This is a genomic window from Amycolatopsis sp. NPDC051716, from assembly GCF_040681595.1.
GTDB lineage: Bacteria > Actinomycetota > Actinomycetes > Mycobacteriales > Pseudonocardiaceae > Amycolatopsis.
Window position 1 is genome coordinate 21,346 of sequence record NZ_JBFAZA010000042.1, and the last position, 15,192, is coordinate 36,537.

11 protein-coding genes are annotated in these 15,192 nt (G+C 71.5%); 8 read left to right on the top strand and 3 right to left on the bottom strand.

The genetic code is table 11. The features are described from left to right. Window positions 1-169: 169 nt before the first annotated feature. Window positions 170-4,279, top strand: coding sequence for a beta-galactosidase (locus AB0M30_RS39925; protein WP_364595472.1), 4,110 nt, complete (start codon window positions 170-172; stop codon window positions 4,277-4,279). On the opposite strand, the gene AB0M30_RS39930 is transcribed toward AB0M30_RS39925, so the two are convergent. Both AB0M30_RS39930 and AB0M30_RS39935 read right to left on the bottom strand, forming a co-directional pair. Then, window positions 4,260-4,964 carry a DUF6008 family protein gene (locus AB0M30_RS39930; RefSeq protein ID WP_364595474.1) on the bottom strand — a complete coding sequence of 235 codons (705 nt, stop codon included), beginning with the start codon at window positions 4,962-4,964 and terminating at the stop codon, window positions 4,260-4,262. The two genes, AB0M30_RS39925 and AB0M30_RS39930, sit on opposite strands and share 20 nt — an antisense overlap. A 110-nt stretch (window positions 4,965-5,074) precedes the next feature. After that, on the bottom strand, window positions 5,075-5,692 hold the full coding sequence (locus tag AB0M30_RS39935) for a LysE family transporter (protein ID WP_364595477.1): 618 nt from the start codon (window positions 5,690-5,692) through the stop codon (window positions 5,075-5,077). Window positions 5,693-5,913: 221 nt separating this feature from the next. Here AB0M30_RS39935 and AB0M30_RS39940 point away from each other — a divergent pair, with 221 nt between their 5' ends. Next, on the top strand, window positions 5,914-6,708 hold the full coding sequence (locus AB0M30_RS39940) for an SDR family oxidoreductase (protein ID WP_364595480.1): 795 nt from the start codon (window positions 5,914-5,916) through the stop codon (window positions 6,706-6,708). A 31-nt stretch (window positions 6,709-6,739) separates the two neighbouring features. Here AB0M30_RS39940 and AB0M30_RS39945 read toward each other — a convergent pair whose 3' ends face one another. Beyond that, a complete protein-coding gene (locus AB0M30_RS39945) occupies window positions 6,740-8,227 on the bottom strand; it encodes a cellulose binding domain-containing protein (protein WP_364595483.1) in 1,488 nt (495 codons plus the stop codon). A 220-nt stretch (window positions 8,228-8,447) separates the two neighbouring features. Here AB0M30_RS39945 and AB0M30_RS39950 point away from each other — a divergent pair, with 220 nt between their 5' ends. The 6 genes from AB0M30_RS39950 to AB0M30_RS39975 all read left to right on the top strand — a co-directional run bounded on the left by AB0M30_RS39950 (window position 8,448) and on the right by AB0M30_RS39975 (window position 15,187). Next, the gene (locus AB0M30_RS39950) at window positions 8,448-8,702 is read left to right on the top strand and encodes a hypothetical protein (protein WP_364595486.1); all 255 of its coding nucleotides are present in this window, start codon (window positions 8,448-8,450) and stop codon (window positions 8,700-8,702) included. Window positions 8,703-9,308: 606 nt separating this feature from the next. Next, window positions 9,309-10,232, top strand: a complete 924-nt coding sequence (locus tag AB0M30_RS39955; protein ID WP_364595489.1) for a serine hydrolase — start codon at window positions 9,309-9,311, stop codon at window positions 10,230-10,232. After that, window positions 10,229-11,200, top strand: coding sequence for an endonuclease/exonuclease/phosphatase family protein (locus AB0M30_RS39960; protein WP_364595492.1), 972 nt, complete (start codon window positions 10,229-10,231; stop codon window positions 11,198-11,200). The genes AB0M30_RS39955 and AB0M30_RS39960 overlap by 4 nt, the downstream gene beginning before the upstream one ends. Window positions 11,201-11,489: 289 nt before the next feature. Then, window positions 11,490-12,533, top strand: a complete 1,044-nt coding sequence (locus AB0M30_RS39965) for a LacI family DNA-binding transcriptional regulator (protein WP_103339084.1) — start codon at window positions 11,490-11,492, stop codon at window positions 12,531-12,533. Window positions 12,534-12,653: 120 nt separating this feature from the next. Then, on the top strand, window positions 12,654-13,634 hold the full coding sequence (locus AB0M30_RS39970; RefSeq protein ID WP_364595495.1) for an ABC transporter substrate-binding protein: 981 nt from the start codon (window positions 12,654-12,656) through the stop codon (window positions 13,632-13,634). A gap of 50 nt (window positions 13,635-13,684) precedes the next feature. Next, a complete protein-coding gene (locus tag AB0M30_RS39975) occupies window positions 13,685-15,187 on the top strand; it encodes a sugar ABC transporter ATP-binding protein (RefSeq protein WP_364595603.1) in 1,503 nt (500 codons plus the stop codon). Window positions 15,188-15,192: the final 5 nt, after the last annotated feature.

Consider the following 15,192-nt stretch of genomic DNA (forward strand, 5'->3'; position numbering starts at 1 on the left):
GTTGCGGGGGGTCTGCGCTGCGTGGGCTTGGTTTGGTGACGGCCTACTGTTAGCGCTAACAACACCTCGGCATTGATCCATCCTGGTGTTGTATCTTGACGAGTTCTGTGTGTTCGGCAAGTGTTCGTGTTCGATTGTGGTCCCCGCCGCCGCCCTGGAGGCCCCCCGCATGCGCGCCGCCCAACGTTGCCGGACGCTGTTCACCGTCCTTCTTTCCGTCCTGTTCGCCTTTGCCGGGGTGGCCGTTCCCTCGGCGGCCGCGGCCGCTCCCGCGCCAGCGGCACAGCCCACCCACACCGTCACCTACGACGGGTACTCCTTCCTGGTCGACGGCACCCGCACCTACCTGTGGTCCGGCGAGTTCCACTCCTACCGGCTGCCCAGCCCCGACCTGTGGCTCGACATCTTCCAGAAGATGAAGGCGGCCGGCTTCAACGCCACGTCGCTCTACTTCGACTGGGGTTACCACTCGCCGAAGCAGGGGGTTTACGACTTCAGCGGGATCCGGGACCTCGACAAGCTGCTCGACATGGCGCAGCAGGCCGGGCTCTACGTCATCGCGCGCCCCGGGCCGTACATCAACGCCGAGGTCGATGGCGGTGGGTTCCCGACCTGGCTGTCCACCACGCCAGGGCACACCCGCAGCGCCGACCCCGTCTACCTGAAGTACTCCGACGAGTGGCAGACGCAGATCGACCGCATCATCGCGCGCCACCAGCTCACGAACGGCACCGGCAGCGTGCTCGCCTACCAGGTCGAAAACGAGTACTACAACGGCAACGCCGACGGCCGCGCCTACATGCAGCACCTGGAGGACAAGGCTCGCGCCGACGGGATCACCGTTCCGCTGGTCGGCAACAACAACGGCACCTTCAACGCCGGTGCCGCCGCGCTCGACGTCGATGCCGCCGACTCCTACCCGCAGGGCTTCGACTGCTCGAACCCCACCCGCTGGAACGGCGTGCCGGACATCAGCTACGACCACGTCCCCGGCAAGCCGCTGATCACCGCCGAGTTCCAGGGCGGTGCGTTCGACCCGTGGGGCGGCCCGGGCTACGAAAAGTGCGCCCAGCTGATCAACGACCAGTTCGCGAACGTCTTCTACAAGCAGAACATCGCCGTCGGCGCCACCGGGCAGAGCTTCTACATGCTGCACGGCGGCACGTCCTGGGGCTGGAGCGCGATCCCGCAGAACTACACCTCCTACGACTACGGCGCGGCGATCACCGAGGCGCGCCAGTTCGACCCGAAGTACGCCGAGGACAAGCTGATCGGCTACTTCACCCAGTCCGTCGCCCCGCTGACCAAGACCGACGGGCTCGCGGGCGCGCCGCTGAGCGATCCGGCGCTCACCGACACCGCCCGGATCAACCCCGACACCCGCACGCAGTTCCACACCCTGCGGCACAGCGACTCGACGTCGACCGCCACGAACACCACCAGCGTCGCGCTCGACCTCGCCGCGCACGCCGGCTACACCTACGACGACCGCGCGGCCGAGGTCGGCTACACCGGCACCTGGAGCCACGTCGGCCCGGAGGTGAACTACACCGGCGGCGACTACCAGCACACCGAGTCGTTCTCCAACGTCACCGGGGACAGCGTCAGCATTCCCTTCACCGGCACCGGAATTCGCTGGGTGACGTCGAAGGACCCGAGCCACGGTATCGCCGACGTCTACCTCGACGACGCCAAGGTCTCCTCGGTCGACCTCTACGCGGCCGGCAAGCAGAACCAGATCACCGGCTACGAGGTGCGCGACCTGGCCGCCGGGCCGCACACGCTGAAGCTCGTCGTTACCGGGCAGAAGAACGCGCAGGCCACCTCGCCGTTCGTCGTGGTGGACGCGATCGATCTGCTGTCCGGCAGCACCGACTACTACCCGGTCGTGCCGCAGCAGCCCGGTACTGGTGTCACGCTGAACGGGCGGCAGTCGAAGATCCTCGTCGCCGGCTACGACCTCGGCGCCACGCGGATGCAGTACTCGACCTCGGAGATCATGACGAGCGCCGCCATCGGCGACCGGGACGTCGCGGTGCTCTACGGCGACAAGGGCGGCCCGGGGGAGACCGTTCTGCGGTTCGCGAAGCAGCCGGCCGTGCAGGTTCTGGGCGGCGCGGCGACGTCCACATGGGACGCCGCCCGTGGCGACCTGCGGTTGAACTACACCCACGACGGCCTGACCCGCGTGCTCGTCACCGCGCCGGGCGCGCGGCCGCTGCTCCTGCTGCTCGCCGACAAGGCGACGGCGGCGACGTTCTGGCGCCAGGACACCGCGAGCGGCCCGGTCCTGGTCCGCGGCACCCACCTGGTCCGGACCGCGGCCGAGCAGTACGGGCTGCTGTCGCTGACCGGCGACACCGGCACCGACGGCGCGTTCGAGGTCTTCAGCGCGGCGAAGGCGGTGCTGTGGAACGGTGCCTGGGTCCCGGCGAAGCCGACCTCGAGCGGCAGCCTCACCGGGACCGCCCCGGCTGCCAACGCCGTGACGCTGCCCGCCCTGACCGGCTGGAAGCACCAGCAGGAGTCCCCGGAGAGCCAGCCCGGCTTCGACGACTCGGCGTGGCCGGTGGCGGACAAGGAAACCACCAACAGCTCGACGGCGCTCGGCACGAAACCCGTTCTCTTCGCCGACGACTACGGCTTCCACACCGGCAACACCTGGTACCGCGGCCACTTCACCGGTGACGGCAAACAGACCGGGATCACCCTGGCGAGCCAGAGCGGCGGCCCGGCCGGGGCGTTCTCGGCGTGGCTCAACGGGGTCTTCCTCGGCAGCTCGACCAGCCCGCAGCACACGTTCACCTTCCCCGCCGGGTCGCTGCACCAGGGCGACAACGAGATCTCCGTGCTGACCGTGAACATGGGGCACGAAGAGGACTACGGGGCCAGCAACGGCAACAAGGCCGCCCGCGGGCTCACCGCGGCGCGGCTGACCGGCGCCGCACTGACGTCGGTGACCTGGCGCCTGCAGGGCGTCCGCGGCGGGGAAACCGGGCTCGACCCGGTGCGCGGCCCGCTCAACACCGGCGGCCTCTACGGCGAGCGCGCGGGCTGGTCGCTGCCCGGGTTCCCGGACCGCGGCTGGGCACCGGCTTCGCTCCCGGCGAAGGACACGACCCCGGGCGTCTCGTGGTACCGGACGGCGGCAGAGTTGGACTTGCCGCGCGGCCAGGACACTTCGCTCGGCCTGACCATCACCGACGACCCGGCGCGGCAGTACCGCGCGCTGATCTTCGTCAACGGCTGGCAGCTCGGCCAGTACGTCAACTACCTCGGGCCGCAGCACAGCTTCCCGATCCCGAACGGAATCCTGAACCCGAACGGCCGCAACACCATCGCCGTCGCGGTGTGGAACCTCGACGGCAGCACCGGCGGCCTCGGCTCGATCGCCTGGACGAACTACGGCAGCTACCGCTCGCCGCTGACCGTCCGGCAGAACTCCTCGCCCGGCTACGACCCCGTGCGGTACGCGATGCCGCCGGCGCCCACGGCCGGGGTGTCGCTGACCGCGCCGGACACGGCGTCGGGCGGGCAGCCGTTCACCGCGTCGGCGACCGTGCGGGTGCCGGCGGGCGCGCCGCCGGCGTTCGACGTCAAGCCGGCGCTGACCGCGCCGGCCGGGTGGACCGTCGGCGCCGCCTCACCGCCCTCGGTGGCGCGGATCGACGGCGGCAAGCCGGCCACGTTCACCTGGACCGTGACCCCACCCGCCACAGTGGACACCGCCGCGCTGAAGGTCGCCGTGGCCTACCGGCAGGCGGGTCGTCCAGGCTCGGTGTCCGGCGAACGGATCGTGGGCGCGGTGCCCGCGGCGCCGCCCGCCGGGCAGGTGCCGGTCGGCTCCCTGCCGTTCCTCACCGCCACGAACGGGTGGGGCCCGGTGGAGCGCGACACCAGCAACGGCGAAGCGAGCGCGGGTGACGGCAAGCCGATGACCATCGGCGGGGTGGCCTACGCCAAGGGGCTCGGGGTCCACGCGGCGAGCGACGTTCAGCTCTACCTGGCGGGCGCGTGCACCCGGCTGACGGCTTCGGTGGGCGTCGACGGCGAAACCGGCACCGGCGGCAGCGTGCGCTTCAGCGTCTCGGCCGACGGCGTCACCAAGGTGACGACGCCGGTGGTCCGCGGCGGCCAGGCCGCGGTGCCGGTCGACGTCGACGTCACCGGGGCCCAGGTGCTCGACCTGCTGGTGGACGACGGCGGCGACGGCAACGGGCAGGACCACGCGGACTGGGCGGTGCCGACGCTGACCTGCGCTACGCCGCCCGCTCGGTGACCGTGGGCACCGGCCGCAGGAAGAAGGTGGCGCGGACCTCGCGGCGTTCGCGCCACAAGTGGTACAGCGCGAGCCCGAAGATGATCGAGCCGACGACGTTCGCGATGAAGTGCCACCAGACGCGGTAGGTGGCCAGCCCCGGGCCCGGGTCGATGAGCCCGAAGAACGTCGACAGCCCGATCGCCCGGGGCGCGCCGAACCCGATCGACAGCGTCAGGACCAGGTGCTCCAGGCCGTGCAGGCCCTGCATCCAGACGCCCATCTTCGCCCAGCGGCGGGCGCGGGTGCCCAGCGCCCGCCGCGTGATCACCATGACCCCGGCCAGGCCGGCGAGGAAGAGGAAGTTGCCGGTCAGGTGCAGCAACTCCATCCCGAACGTCGGCCGGTCCGGGAGCACCTGCTGCAGGCCGTTGGCCAGGCCGGTGCCCCACGGCGTCATCCAGGCCGGGGCGTTCGGGTGGCCGAGCCAGTACCCGACCTGGGCGACGTGCTCCTGGACGTGGCCGAGCTGACCGAGGATGCCGAAGCCGATCACCCCGACCGCACCGCGGTACACCCAGGGCCGCACCGGCCCGCGGTTCGCGTAGACGAGGACGCCGACCGCCGTCCACATCGCCAGCGCCCAGAGCACCAGCAGCACCGCACCCGCGGTGTCCCATCCCGACATCGACATCGGCATCGCCATGGCCACCTCCCGTGTCCGTCCCCTGGACGCTAACCGGGTGCCGGGCCGCCGGACGTCTTCCGGAGTGCGCCCGGAAACCGGGCAAACCGGTGCAGGCTCATGGTTTTCCCTCAGGTGAGGACAAGCCGGACGGCGAGCGCGGTGATCACGGCGCTCGAGACGAGCGCGGTCGCCAGCCGGCCGCGCCGGCCGGTGAGGACGCGCCCGAGCAGTGCGCCGCCGCCGGCGAGCGCGGCTTGCCAGCTCGCCGACGCGGCGAACGCGGCGAGCACGAACACCGCCTGGTCGAGCAGCGGGACGACGGTACCGGCGCGGCCGCCCACCACGAGCGCGGTGAAGTAGACGACCGTGGCCGGGTTGACGAGCGTGACGCCCAGCAGGCTGACGTAGGCGCGGCCGGGGCCGAGCGGGGACACCGGCCGGGTGGCAGGGGCGCGGTGGGACCGCAGCGCGCGCAGGGCGCCGTGCGCCGCGAGGACGACCAGGATCGCCGCCGAGATCAGCCGCAGCGACCCGGCGAACGGGGCGATGACGCCCGCGATCGCGGCCCCGCCGAGCACGGCGACCAGCGCGTACACCCCGTCCGCCGTCGCGACGCCGAGGGCCGCGGCCAGGCCGGTCCGGAGCGAGGTGCGGGCGGTGAGGGCCACCAGGTACGTCCCGACGGCCCCGACCGGGATCGCGATGCCGTAGCCGGCGACCAGGCCGGCGACCAGCGCGGCGCTCACGGCACCGGCGTGATCGACCTCCGCGGGCGGCACGGCTGCTGCCGGACCGGCGCGGTGGTGGCGGCGACGGTCGGCGGGAGCGGGGTGCGAGGCGTGGTCATGGCGCAGATCGTGGCCGCCGCCCGTCGGCGGGGGCAACCGGATTTTCCAGCCGGTGCGCTCCGGCCAGCTGTGCTTGAATCGCCCGAGGGGAGGCACTCGAGCGAGAGAGGGCTTTCACGATGCGGGTCGACCTGAGCGGGAAGACGGCACTGGTCACCGGATCCACCCAGGGCATCGGTGCGGCGATCGCGACGGGCCTCGCGGCGGCGGGCGCGCGCGTCGCGATCAACGGCCGGAGCGAGACGGGTGTCCACAAGGCCATCGCGCGGCTGCGCGAGGAGGTGCCGGACGCGGACTTCCTGCCGGCCCCGGGCGACGTCTCCGAGGAGGCCGGCGCGGCCCAGGTGGTCGAGGAGGTGCCGGACGCCGACATCCTGGTCAACAACCTCGGCATCTTCGGCGCCCAGGAGCCCCTCGAAATCACCGACGCCGACTGGCGGCACTACTTCGAGGTCAACGTCCTGGCCGCGGTCCGGCTCACCCGCGCCTACCTGCCGGGCATGACCGACCGCGGCTGGGGCCGCATCCAGTACATCGCCAGCGATTCCGCGATCGTCATCCCGGCCGAGATGATCCACTATGGAGTGTCGAAGACGGCGTTGCTCGGGGTGTCCCGCGGGTTCGCCAAGCACGCGGCCGGCACCGGTGTCACGGTCAACGCGGTGATCGCGGGCCCGACGCACACCGGCGGTGTCGAGGACTTCGTCTACGAGCTCGTCGACAAGGACCTGCCGTGGGAGGAGGCCCAGCGCGAGTTCATGAAGCAGCACCGCCCGCAATCGCTGCTGCAGCGGCTGATCGAGCCCGAGGAGATCGCCCACCTGGTGGTGTACCTGAGTTCCCCGTTCGCGTCGGCGACCACCGGCGCGGCGGTGCGGGTGGACGGCGGGTACGTCGACGCGATCGTGCCGTGAGGCCGCCGGGCCTCACGGCACGCGGAGCCGCTCAGGGGGTGACGGGGATGTTCGTCAGCCCCGAGCGGGCGTTCGTGACCGTGTTCGACGCGTACACCACGTTCGGTTTCGCCGCGCACTTGGACACCGAACTGATCTTGATCGCGTAGTCGCCCACCCCGCCGAGGTCGGACTTGTTGTCGCGCCACACGTTGCCGCAGCCGTTGTCGAACGACGGGCTCGTGCTCGTGTTGTGGTTCTCGTAGCCGTTGGCGAACGTGCCGGGCGGGGCGAACGTGCCGGTGTTGCCTTCGATCGTGTAGCCGATGCCCTTGACGTCGATCCAGGAGTCCGCCGAGTTCTGGCCGGAGATCCCGCGGCCGTCGAAGGTGTTGCCCCGGATCACGCCGTCGAACGTGCCTTCCTTGACGTCGATCGGTTCGGCGGCGATGAACGGGCCGATGTGGTTGTCCAGCACCTGGATCCGGTCGCCGCGGTCGACGCCGCCGGAGTTGCCGTGACAGCCCCAGTTCGAGTTGGCCGAGCCGAGGTACACGCCTTCGCCGTAGCCGGGCTGCACCAGGCCGGTGTAGGTGATCGTGGAGTTCTTCAGCACGCTGTCGGCCGACGAGCGGCGGAAGTGCACGCCCTCTTCGTCGATGTGGTGGACGGTGACGCCGTCGATGGTGGTGTGCGGCGAGTTGTCCGCGACGATGCCCTTTTTCGAGTCCTGCACGGTGAACCCGCGCAGGGTCCAGTACGGCGCGCTCGCGAGCCAGAGGCCGTAACCGGAGTCCCAGCCGGCGGTCGGCGCCGGGCAGTCGGGGGCGTCGCCGGCGGGGCCGTCGTTGATCAGGACGGCGTTCGCCGGGCCGGAGAGGGTGATCGGCCTGGCCGCGGTGCCGGCCTTGGTGGTGACGAACGAGCCGCGGTAGGTGCCGGCCGCGAGCCGGATCGCCTGCCCGGGAGCGGCGTTCGCCAGGGCGGCCTGCAGCTGGGCGGCCGTCGAGACGTCGACGACGTCGCCAGTGGGCGGGGTCGTCGTGGGCGGTGTGGTCGTCGTCGGGGTGGTCGTGGCGGTGGTCGGAGTGGTCGGCGGGGTCGTGGTCACCTGGCTGCCGCCGTCGCACGGGAGGCCGTTGACGGTGCAGCCGGCGGGGAGGCCGGTGCCGGCGACGTTGAAGCCGAAGTTCTCGGTGCCGCCGGGCGGGATGGTGGCGTTGAAGCCGGCGTTGGTGAACCGGTAGTGCCGGCCGGACTGCGTGCGCACGGAGCTCCAGGAGCTGCTCACAGCCGAACCGGCGGGCAGGTCGAACTCGACGGTCCAGCCGGTGGCGGCGGTGTCTCCGCGGTTGGTGACGGTGTAGCCGCCGCCGTAACCACTGGTCCAGACCGATGTCTGCGCGAAGACGGCGGAGAGGTTCACCCCCGCCGCGCGGGCGGGTGCCGGTCCGCCGAGCGCGGCGGTGACCGCGACGGCGGCGGAAATGCTGACGGCGCCGAGGAAAACGGCGCGACGGGACGAGGGGAGTGGGGACACCGATGGCCTCCGGAAAGCGGTACTGCGGAGGTGTTGCGGCGGACACCCGGACTTTTCCTTTATAGGTCACCGCCCCGACTTCGGTCAACAGGATGAACAATGATCACATATGTGAATATGACACTTTACGGTGACGCACCGCTGAAGAGGTGTTCGACGGGGAATTCTGTCCGGTGAACCCCTTGGCACGCAGGGGAAAGCTTGGCGGAAGGAGAGCACGATGAACACCCGGATCGCTTCTTGGGCGACGGCCGCTGCGCTCACGGTTTCCGCGGCGGTCGCCACGGCCGCTCCGGCCTCGGCGGACATGGTGCCGGGCAGCTCGACCCAGTTCTACGCGTACTGCTCGGTGAACCTGCTCGGCGTGCCGGTCGCCTGCACGCAGACGGACCAGGCGCACTCGTCGCACATCTGCCAGTACCTGGCGACACCGCTCGGCGTGGGCCTCGACTGCATCCAGCGCACGGCCCGGTGACCCCGCCCGCCGGATCACCGGCCGGCGGCGGCTGAAGGGGGCTTTCCTCGCGGGTGGTGAGGGGGAAGCTCCCTTCGGCGCGCCGGCCGGTGGGACGGCCCGGACCTGGCCTGGCTTCGGCCCGCCTCGCGTCGCGCCCGCCGCGCCCGGCCACTCCGCCACGCGGCCCGGCCCGGCCCGGCTTGGCCACTCCGCCACGCGGCCCGGCCCACCCCGGCCCGGCTTGGCCACTCCGCCACCCGGCCCGGCCCGGCCCACCCCGGCCCGGCCACTCCGCCACGCGGCCCGGCCCGCCCCGGCCCGGCTGGTCTTCCGCTCAGTTCTGGGACCGGTCCGGCCCGGCTCCGCCGCGACCCGCTCTGCCCCAGCTCCCGCGCAGCCCCGTCGCGGCCCCGCTCGCCTTGCACCCGCCCCGGGGCAGCTCCCGGCCCTTGCCGCCCTCCGTCCCCGCCCGGCCCGCCCGGCTTCCTCTTCCCCTCCATTACAAGATCGGGACATTCCTGGTTCAAACCTGTCGAACATCCCCGACAAAGCGGCGATCTTCTCCGGCCAAAGTGACCGGTGTGCGCTTCACCGAGCGCACCGAGTGCACCCCGGAGGAAACCGATGGCCCGTCCCCGCATCCCACCCGTCGCCGCGGGGCTGGCCGCCGCTGTGGCCGTGGGGCTGGCCGCCGGCCTCTGGGTTGTCTTCCCGCCCGAGACCGCCGGGCGCGCTCTCGCCGCCCGGCCGGACGTCGACCTTTCGCTGCCGTGGCCCGCCGAGGGGCAGTCGAGTGCCGAAGTGCAGAACCTCGGGTCGCTCGGCAGCCGCGGTGAGCAGGGGCCCGTGCCGATCGCCAGCGTCACCAAGGTCATGACCGCCTACGTCGTGCTCAAGGACCACCCGCTCGGCCCCGGCGAGGCCGGCCCCGAGATCACCGTCGACGAGCAGGCCGAAGCCGAGTCCACCTCGGCCGAGGAATCGAGTGCGCCGGTCCGGGCGGGGCGTCTCTTCAGCGAACGCGACCTGCTCGCCCTGATGCTCGTGCCCTCCGGCAACAACGTCGCCCGCCTGCTCGCCCGGTGGGACGCCGGCAGCCAGGACGCCTTCGTCGCGAAGATGAACCGCGAGGGCGCCGCCCTCGGGATGACCAGCACCAGCTACACCGGCGCCAGCGGCGTCGAAGACTCGACCACGAGCACCGCCACCGACCAGCTCCGGCTGGCCCGGGAAGCGATGAAGAACCCGGTCATCCGCGCCATCGCCGCCACCCCGAGCCTGCGGATCGACGGCGTGCCGGGAACGGTCGTCAACACGAACACCCTCCTCGGCCGGGACGGCGTCATCGGGCTCAAGACCGGCTCGTCGACCGCCGCCGGCGGGGCGCTGATGTGGGCCGCGCGGGCCCGCGACGGTGCCCTGATCCTCGGCGTCGTCCTCCACCAGAACCCGGGCGGGAGCCCGGCGGCCGGGCTGCGGGCCGCGCTCGAGAACAGCGAGAAGCTCATCGCCGCGATCCAGCGGGAGCTGCCGGCGGCCACCCGATGACCGCGACGACCGGGCCGATCCGGCTGCCGGCCGTCCCCGCGCGCCGGGCCGGGGCGTGGCGCCGCGGCCGCGTCATCGCCGCCTTCGCCGTCCTGACGGCGCTGCTGCCGCTCGCGCACCCGCTGGTGCCCAATTGGGCGGGCAACGGCGGCAGCCTGCTGGAGACGTTCCTGCCCTGGACCGGCCTGCTCGTCGTGCCGCTGCTGGCCGCGGCGCTCCTGCGGCGCTCGGCGCTCGCCCTCGTGGCCCTCCTGCTGCCGGCGCTGGTCTGGGGCGGGTGCTTCGGCGGCCGGCTCTTCGACAAGCGCGAGCCGGGCGGGGACCTCACGATCGTCTCGCACAACGTGAACGACGAGAACCCGGATCCGGCCGGGACCGCGCGCGCCCTCGCCGCCTCCGGCGCCCAGGTGATCGCGCTCGAAGAACTGAAGAAGTCCGAGGTCCCGAAGTACGAGGACGCCCTCGCCGCGGGCTACCCGTACCACTCCGTCCAGGGCACCGTCGGGGTGTGGAGCACCTTCCCGCTGCGTGCCACGCGGCCGGTGGCGATCATGCCGTGGACCCGCGCGCTGCAGACCACTGTGGACACTCCGAAGGGCCCGGTGGCGGTCTTCGTGGCGCACCTGCCTTCGGTGCGCGTGCGCCTCGACGCCGGGTTCACCGCGAACGGCCGCGACGCCGCGATGGGCCTGCTCGCCGACGCCGTCGCCGCGGAATCCGCGCCGCGGACCGTGCTCGTCGGCGATTTCAACGGCACCGCCGACGACCGCGCGCTCGCGCCGATCACCGGGCGGATGCGCTCGGCGCAGGACGAGGCCGGCGACGGTTTCGGCTTCAGCTGGCCGGCGGGGCTGCCGCTGGCCCGGATCGACCAGATCTTCGTCGACGGCGTGCGGCCGGTGGCGGCTTGGACGTTGCCCGCGACCGGCAGCGATCACCTGCCCGTCGCCGCCACCGTGGCCTTCTGACTCGCCGCCCGGAGCCCTCGAATCGCCCGTTGGCGGCGTGTGGTAAACGCCCCGCGAGACCGGCGAACATGGGCTTGAACACCGGGCGGTGCTGACGGGCGGTGAATTTCAAACGACGCTCCGCGCAGGTCGCGCCGTCGAATTCGTCGTCGGGGCCATGTGAAGGGCATGTGACTAGACCGTTACGCGACCCGGTCTTGACCCCGTGGGTGTTATCGCTAACACTAACTCCTCGTCGTCACCCGAACAGTGACGCAGACCATGTCGGAGCGGACGGAAGGGGACGCCGGTGGCCGAACGACCCCGCTCCGGCGGCCCCCTGAAGGCGACCAACGCCGGGACGCGCCAGCCGAGCCTGACCGACGTCGCGGGGGTGGCGGGCGTGTCCCACATGACCGTGTCCCGGGTGATCAACGGAACCGGCCCGGTGCGCCCCGAAACCCGGGCCCGGGTGCTCGCGGCGATCGAGGAACTGGGCTACCGGCCCAATTCCGCGGCCCGCGCGCTGGTCACCGGACGGACCGGCACGCTCGGCGTGGTCGCGCTCGAATCCAATTTGTACGGTCCGGCCAGCACGCTGTACGGCATCGAGAACGCCGCCCGGGAAGCCGGGTACGCGATCACGATCTCCAGTGTCAGCCGTCCTGGCCGGTCGTCGATCGCCGACGCGGTGGAGAACCTGCGCCGCCAAGCGGTCGAGGGCGTCATCGTGATCGCCCCGCACGTCAGTGCGGGCCGGGCGCTGGAAGCGGCACCCGCGGACTTCCCGGTCGTCGCGGTCGGCGGCGGGGAGACGGCACCGGTGCCGGTCATCTCGGTCGACCAGCGCGACGGCGCCCGCCGCGCCACCGAACACCTCCTGGCGCTGGGCCACCGCACGGTGTGGCACATCGCCGGGCCGGAGGACTGGCTGGAGGCCCGCGACCGCGAGCTCGGCTGGCGGGAAACCCTGGAACGCCACGGAGTCGGGGCCCCGCAGGTGATCCGCGGCGACTGGAGCTCGCGGTCCGGCTACGAGGCGGGGAGATCCCTCGCCAAGGAAAAGGATCTGGACGCCGTCTTCGCCGGCAACGACCAGATGGCACTGGGCCTGCTGCGCGCGTTCGCCGAAGCGGGCATCTCGGTGCCGCGGGACGTGCGCGTGGCGGGCTTCGACGATGTCCCCGAGGCGGCGTACTTCACGCCGCCGCTGACGACGGTGCGCCAGGACTTCATCGAAGTCGGACGGCGTACGTTCGGCCTGCTGGCCGGGCGGATGGACGGAGGCGACCGGCACGCGCGCGCCCTGGTCGTCCCCGAGTTGATCGTGCGCGAGAGCACCGGACCGCGCTAGCGCGGCGGCCGGCGGGGACCGGTGGTTCCCGAGGGATTGTTAGCGCTAACACGCAACACCAGGTTTCACCCCCGAATAGTCCCCACAAAGGTTTTCCCACTGATCATCGTCGATCGAGGAGTGAACGTGCTGAATAAGCGATGGGCCGCCGCGGCGGCCGCGGCGGCCGGACTCGTGCTGCTCACCGCCTGCGGGAGTGGCGGTTCGTCCGGCAGCTCGGGCGGGGCGACCACGCTCGGGTTCGCCCAGGTGGGCGCCGAGAGCGGCTGGCGGACGGCGAACACGAAGTCGATCCAGGAATCGGCGAAGACCGCCGGGATCGAACTCAAGTTCTCCGACGCGCAGCAGAAGCAGGAGAACCAGATCTCCGCGATCCGCTCGTACATCCAGCAGAAGGTCAAGGTCATCGCCTTCTCGCCGGTCGTCGAGTCCGGCTGGGACACCGTCCTCAAGGAGGCCAAGACGGCCAACATCCCGGTCATCCTCACCGACCGGGCGATCGACTCGCCGGACAAGTCCCTCTACAAGACCTTCCTCGGCTCCGACTTCGTCGCCGAGGGCAAGAAGGCGGGGGAGTGGCTGACCAAGGAGTACGGCAGCGCCACCGGTGACGTGAACATCGTCGAGCTGCAGGGCACCACCGGCTCCGCGCCGGCGAACGACCGCAAGAAGGGCTTCGGGGACGTCATCGCGGCGGACCCGAAGTACAAGATCGTCGCCTCGCAGACCGGTGAGTTCACCCGCGCCAAGGGCAAGGAGGTCATGGAGGCCTTCCTGAAGTCCCAGCCCAAGATCGACGTCCTCTACGCCCACAACGACGACATGGCCCTCGGCGCCATCGAGGCCATCGAAGCCGCGGGCAAGGTCCCGGGCAAGGACATCAAGATCGTCTCCGTGGACGCCGTGAAGGACGGCATGCAGGCGCTGGCCGACGGCAAGATCAACCACATCGTCGAATGCAACCCGCTGCTCGGCCCGCAGCTGATGGACCTGGTGAAGAAGGTCGCCGCCGGCGAGCAGGTGCCCGCCCGCATCGAGACCAAGGAAACCGAGTTCGACCAGGCGGCGGCCAAGACCGCGCTGCCGCAGCGCCAGTACTGATCCCGACCCGCGTCCACCCCGGAGCACACCAAATGCCTGAACCGCAACCCATGGTGCGGATGAGCGGTATCCGCAAGGAGTTCCCCGGCGTCCTCGCCCTCGACGGGGTCGACTTCCGGATGTACCCCGGCGAAGTCCACGCCCTGATGGGCGAGAACGGCGCCGGCAAGTCCACCCTCATCAAGGTGCTGACCGGGGTGTACGGGGTGGACGCGGGCACGATCGAACTCAGCGGCGGCCAAGTCGCCTTCACCGGGCCCGGCGAGGCCCAGCAGGCCGGCATCAGCACGGTCTACCAGGAAGTCAACCTCTGCCCGAACCTGTCCGTGGCGGAGAACGTCTGCCTCGGCCGGGAACCCCGCCGCTTCGGCCGCATCCAGTGGGGCCCGATGCGGCGGCGGGCCGAGGAACTCCTGGCCCGGCTCGACGTCCACGTGGACGTCTCGGCCGAACTGTCCACCTGTTCCATCGCGGTACAGCAGCTGGTGGCGATCGCCCGCGCGCTCGACGTCGACGCGCGGGTGCTCGTCCTCGACGAGCCGACGTCCAGTTTGGACGCCGGCGAGGTCGAGCAGCTGCTGAAGGTCGTCCGGTCCCTGCGCGAAAGCGGGATGGCGATCCTGTTCGTGTCCCACTTCATCGACCAGGTCTTCGCCATCGCCGACCGGATGACCGTGCTGCGCAACGGAAAGCTGATCGGCGAGTACCCCACCGCGGAGATCACGCCGGTCGAGCTGGTCACCAAGATGATCGGCAAGGAACTCCAGGTCCTCGAGGACCTGGAGGACTCCGGCCCCAGCCGGGCCGAGGTCGCCGGCGCGCCGGTGCTGCTGGCCGCCGAAGGCCTCGGCCGCAAGGGCGGGGTCGCGCCCTTCGACCTCGCCATCCACGCCGGCGAGGTCGTCGGGCTGGCCGGCCTGCTCGGCTCCGGGCGCACCGAACTCGCCCGGCTGCTCTTCGGCGCCGACCACGCCGACAGCGGCTCGGTGCAGGTCGACGGCACCACGACCGCGCTGCGCACCCCGCGGGCCGGGCTCGACCACAAGATCGCGTTCCTCTCGGAGAACCGCAAGGCCGAGGGACTCGTCGAAGAGCTCACCGTCCGGGAGAACATCGTCCTCGCGCTCCAGGCCTCCCGCGGCTGGGCGCGGCCGCTTTCGCGCCGCCGCCAGGACGAAATCGCCGAGAAGTACATCAAGGCGCTCGACATCCGGCCCGCCAACCCCGAAGCGCTGGTGGGCAACCTTTCCGGCGGCAACCAGCAGAAGGTGCTGCTGGGCCGCTGGCTCATCACCGAACCGCGGCTGCTGATCCTCGACGAGCCCACCCGCGGCATCGACATCGGCGCCAAGACGGAGATCCAGCGGCTGGTCACCCAGCTCTCGGGCGACGGGATGGCCGTCGTGTACATCTCCGCCGAACTCGAAGAGGTCCTGCGGCTCAGCCACCGGGTCGTGGTGCTGCGGGACCGCAAGGTCGTGGCCGAGCGGGACAACCAGGGCCTCACCGCGGACGACATCATGGCCACGATGGCCGAGGGGGTGCAGGCGTGACTGCC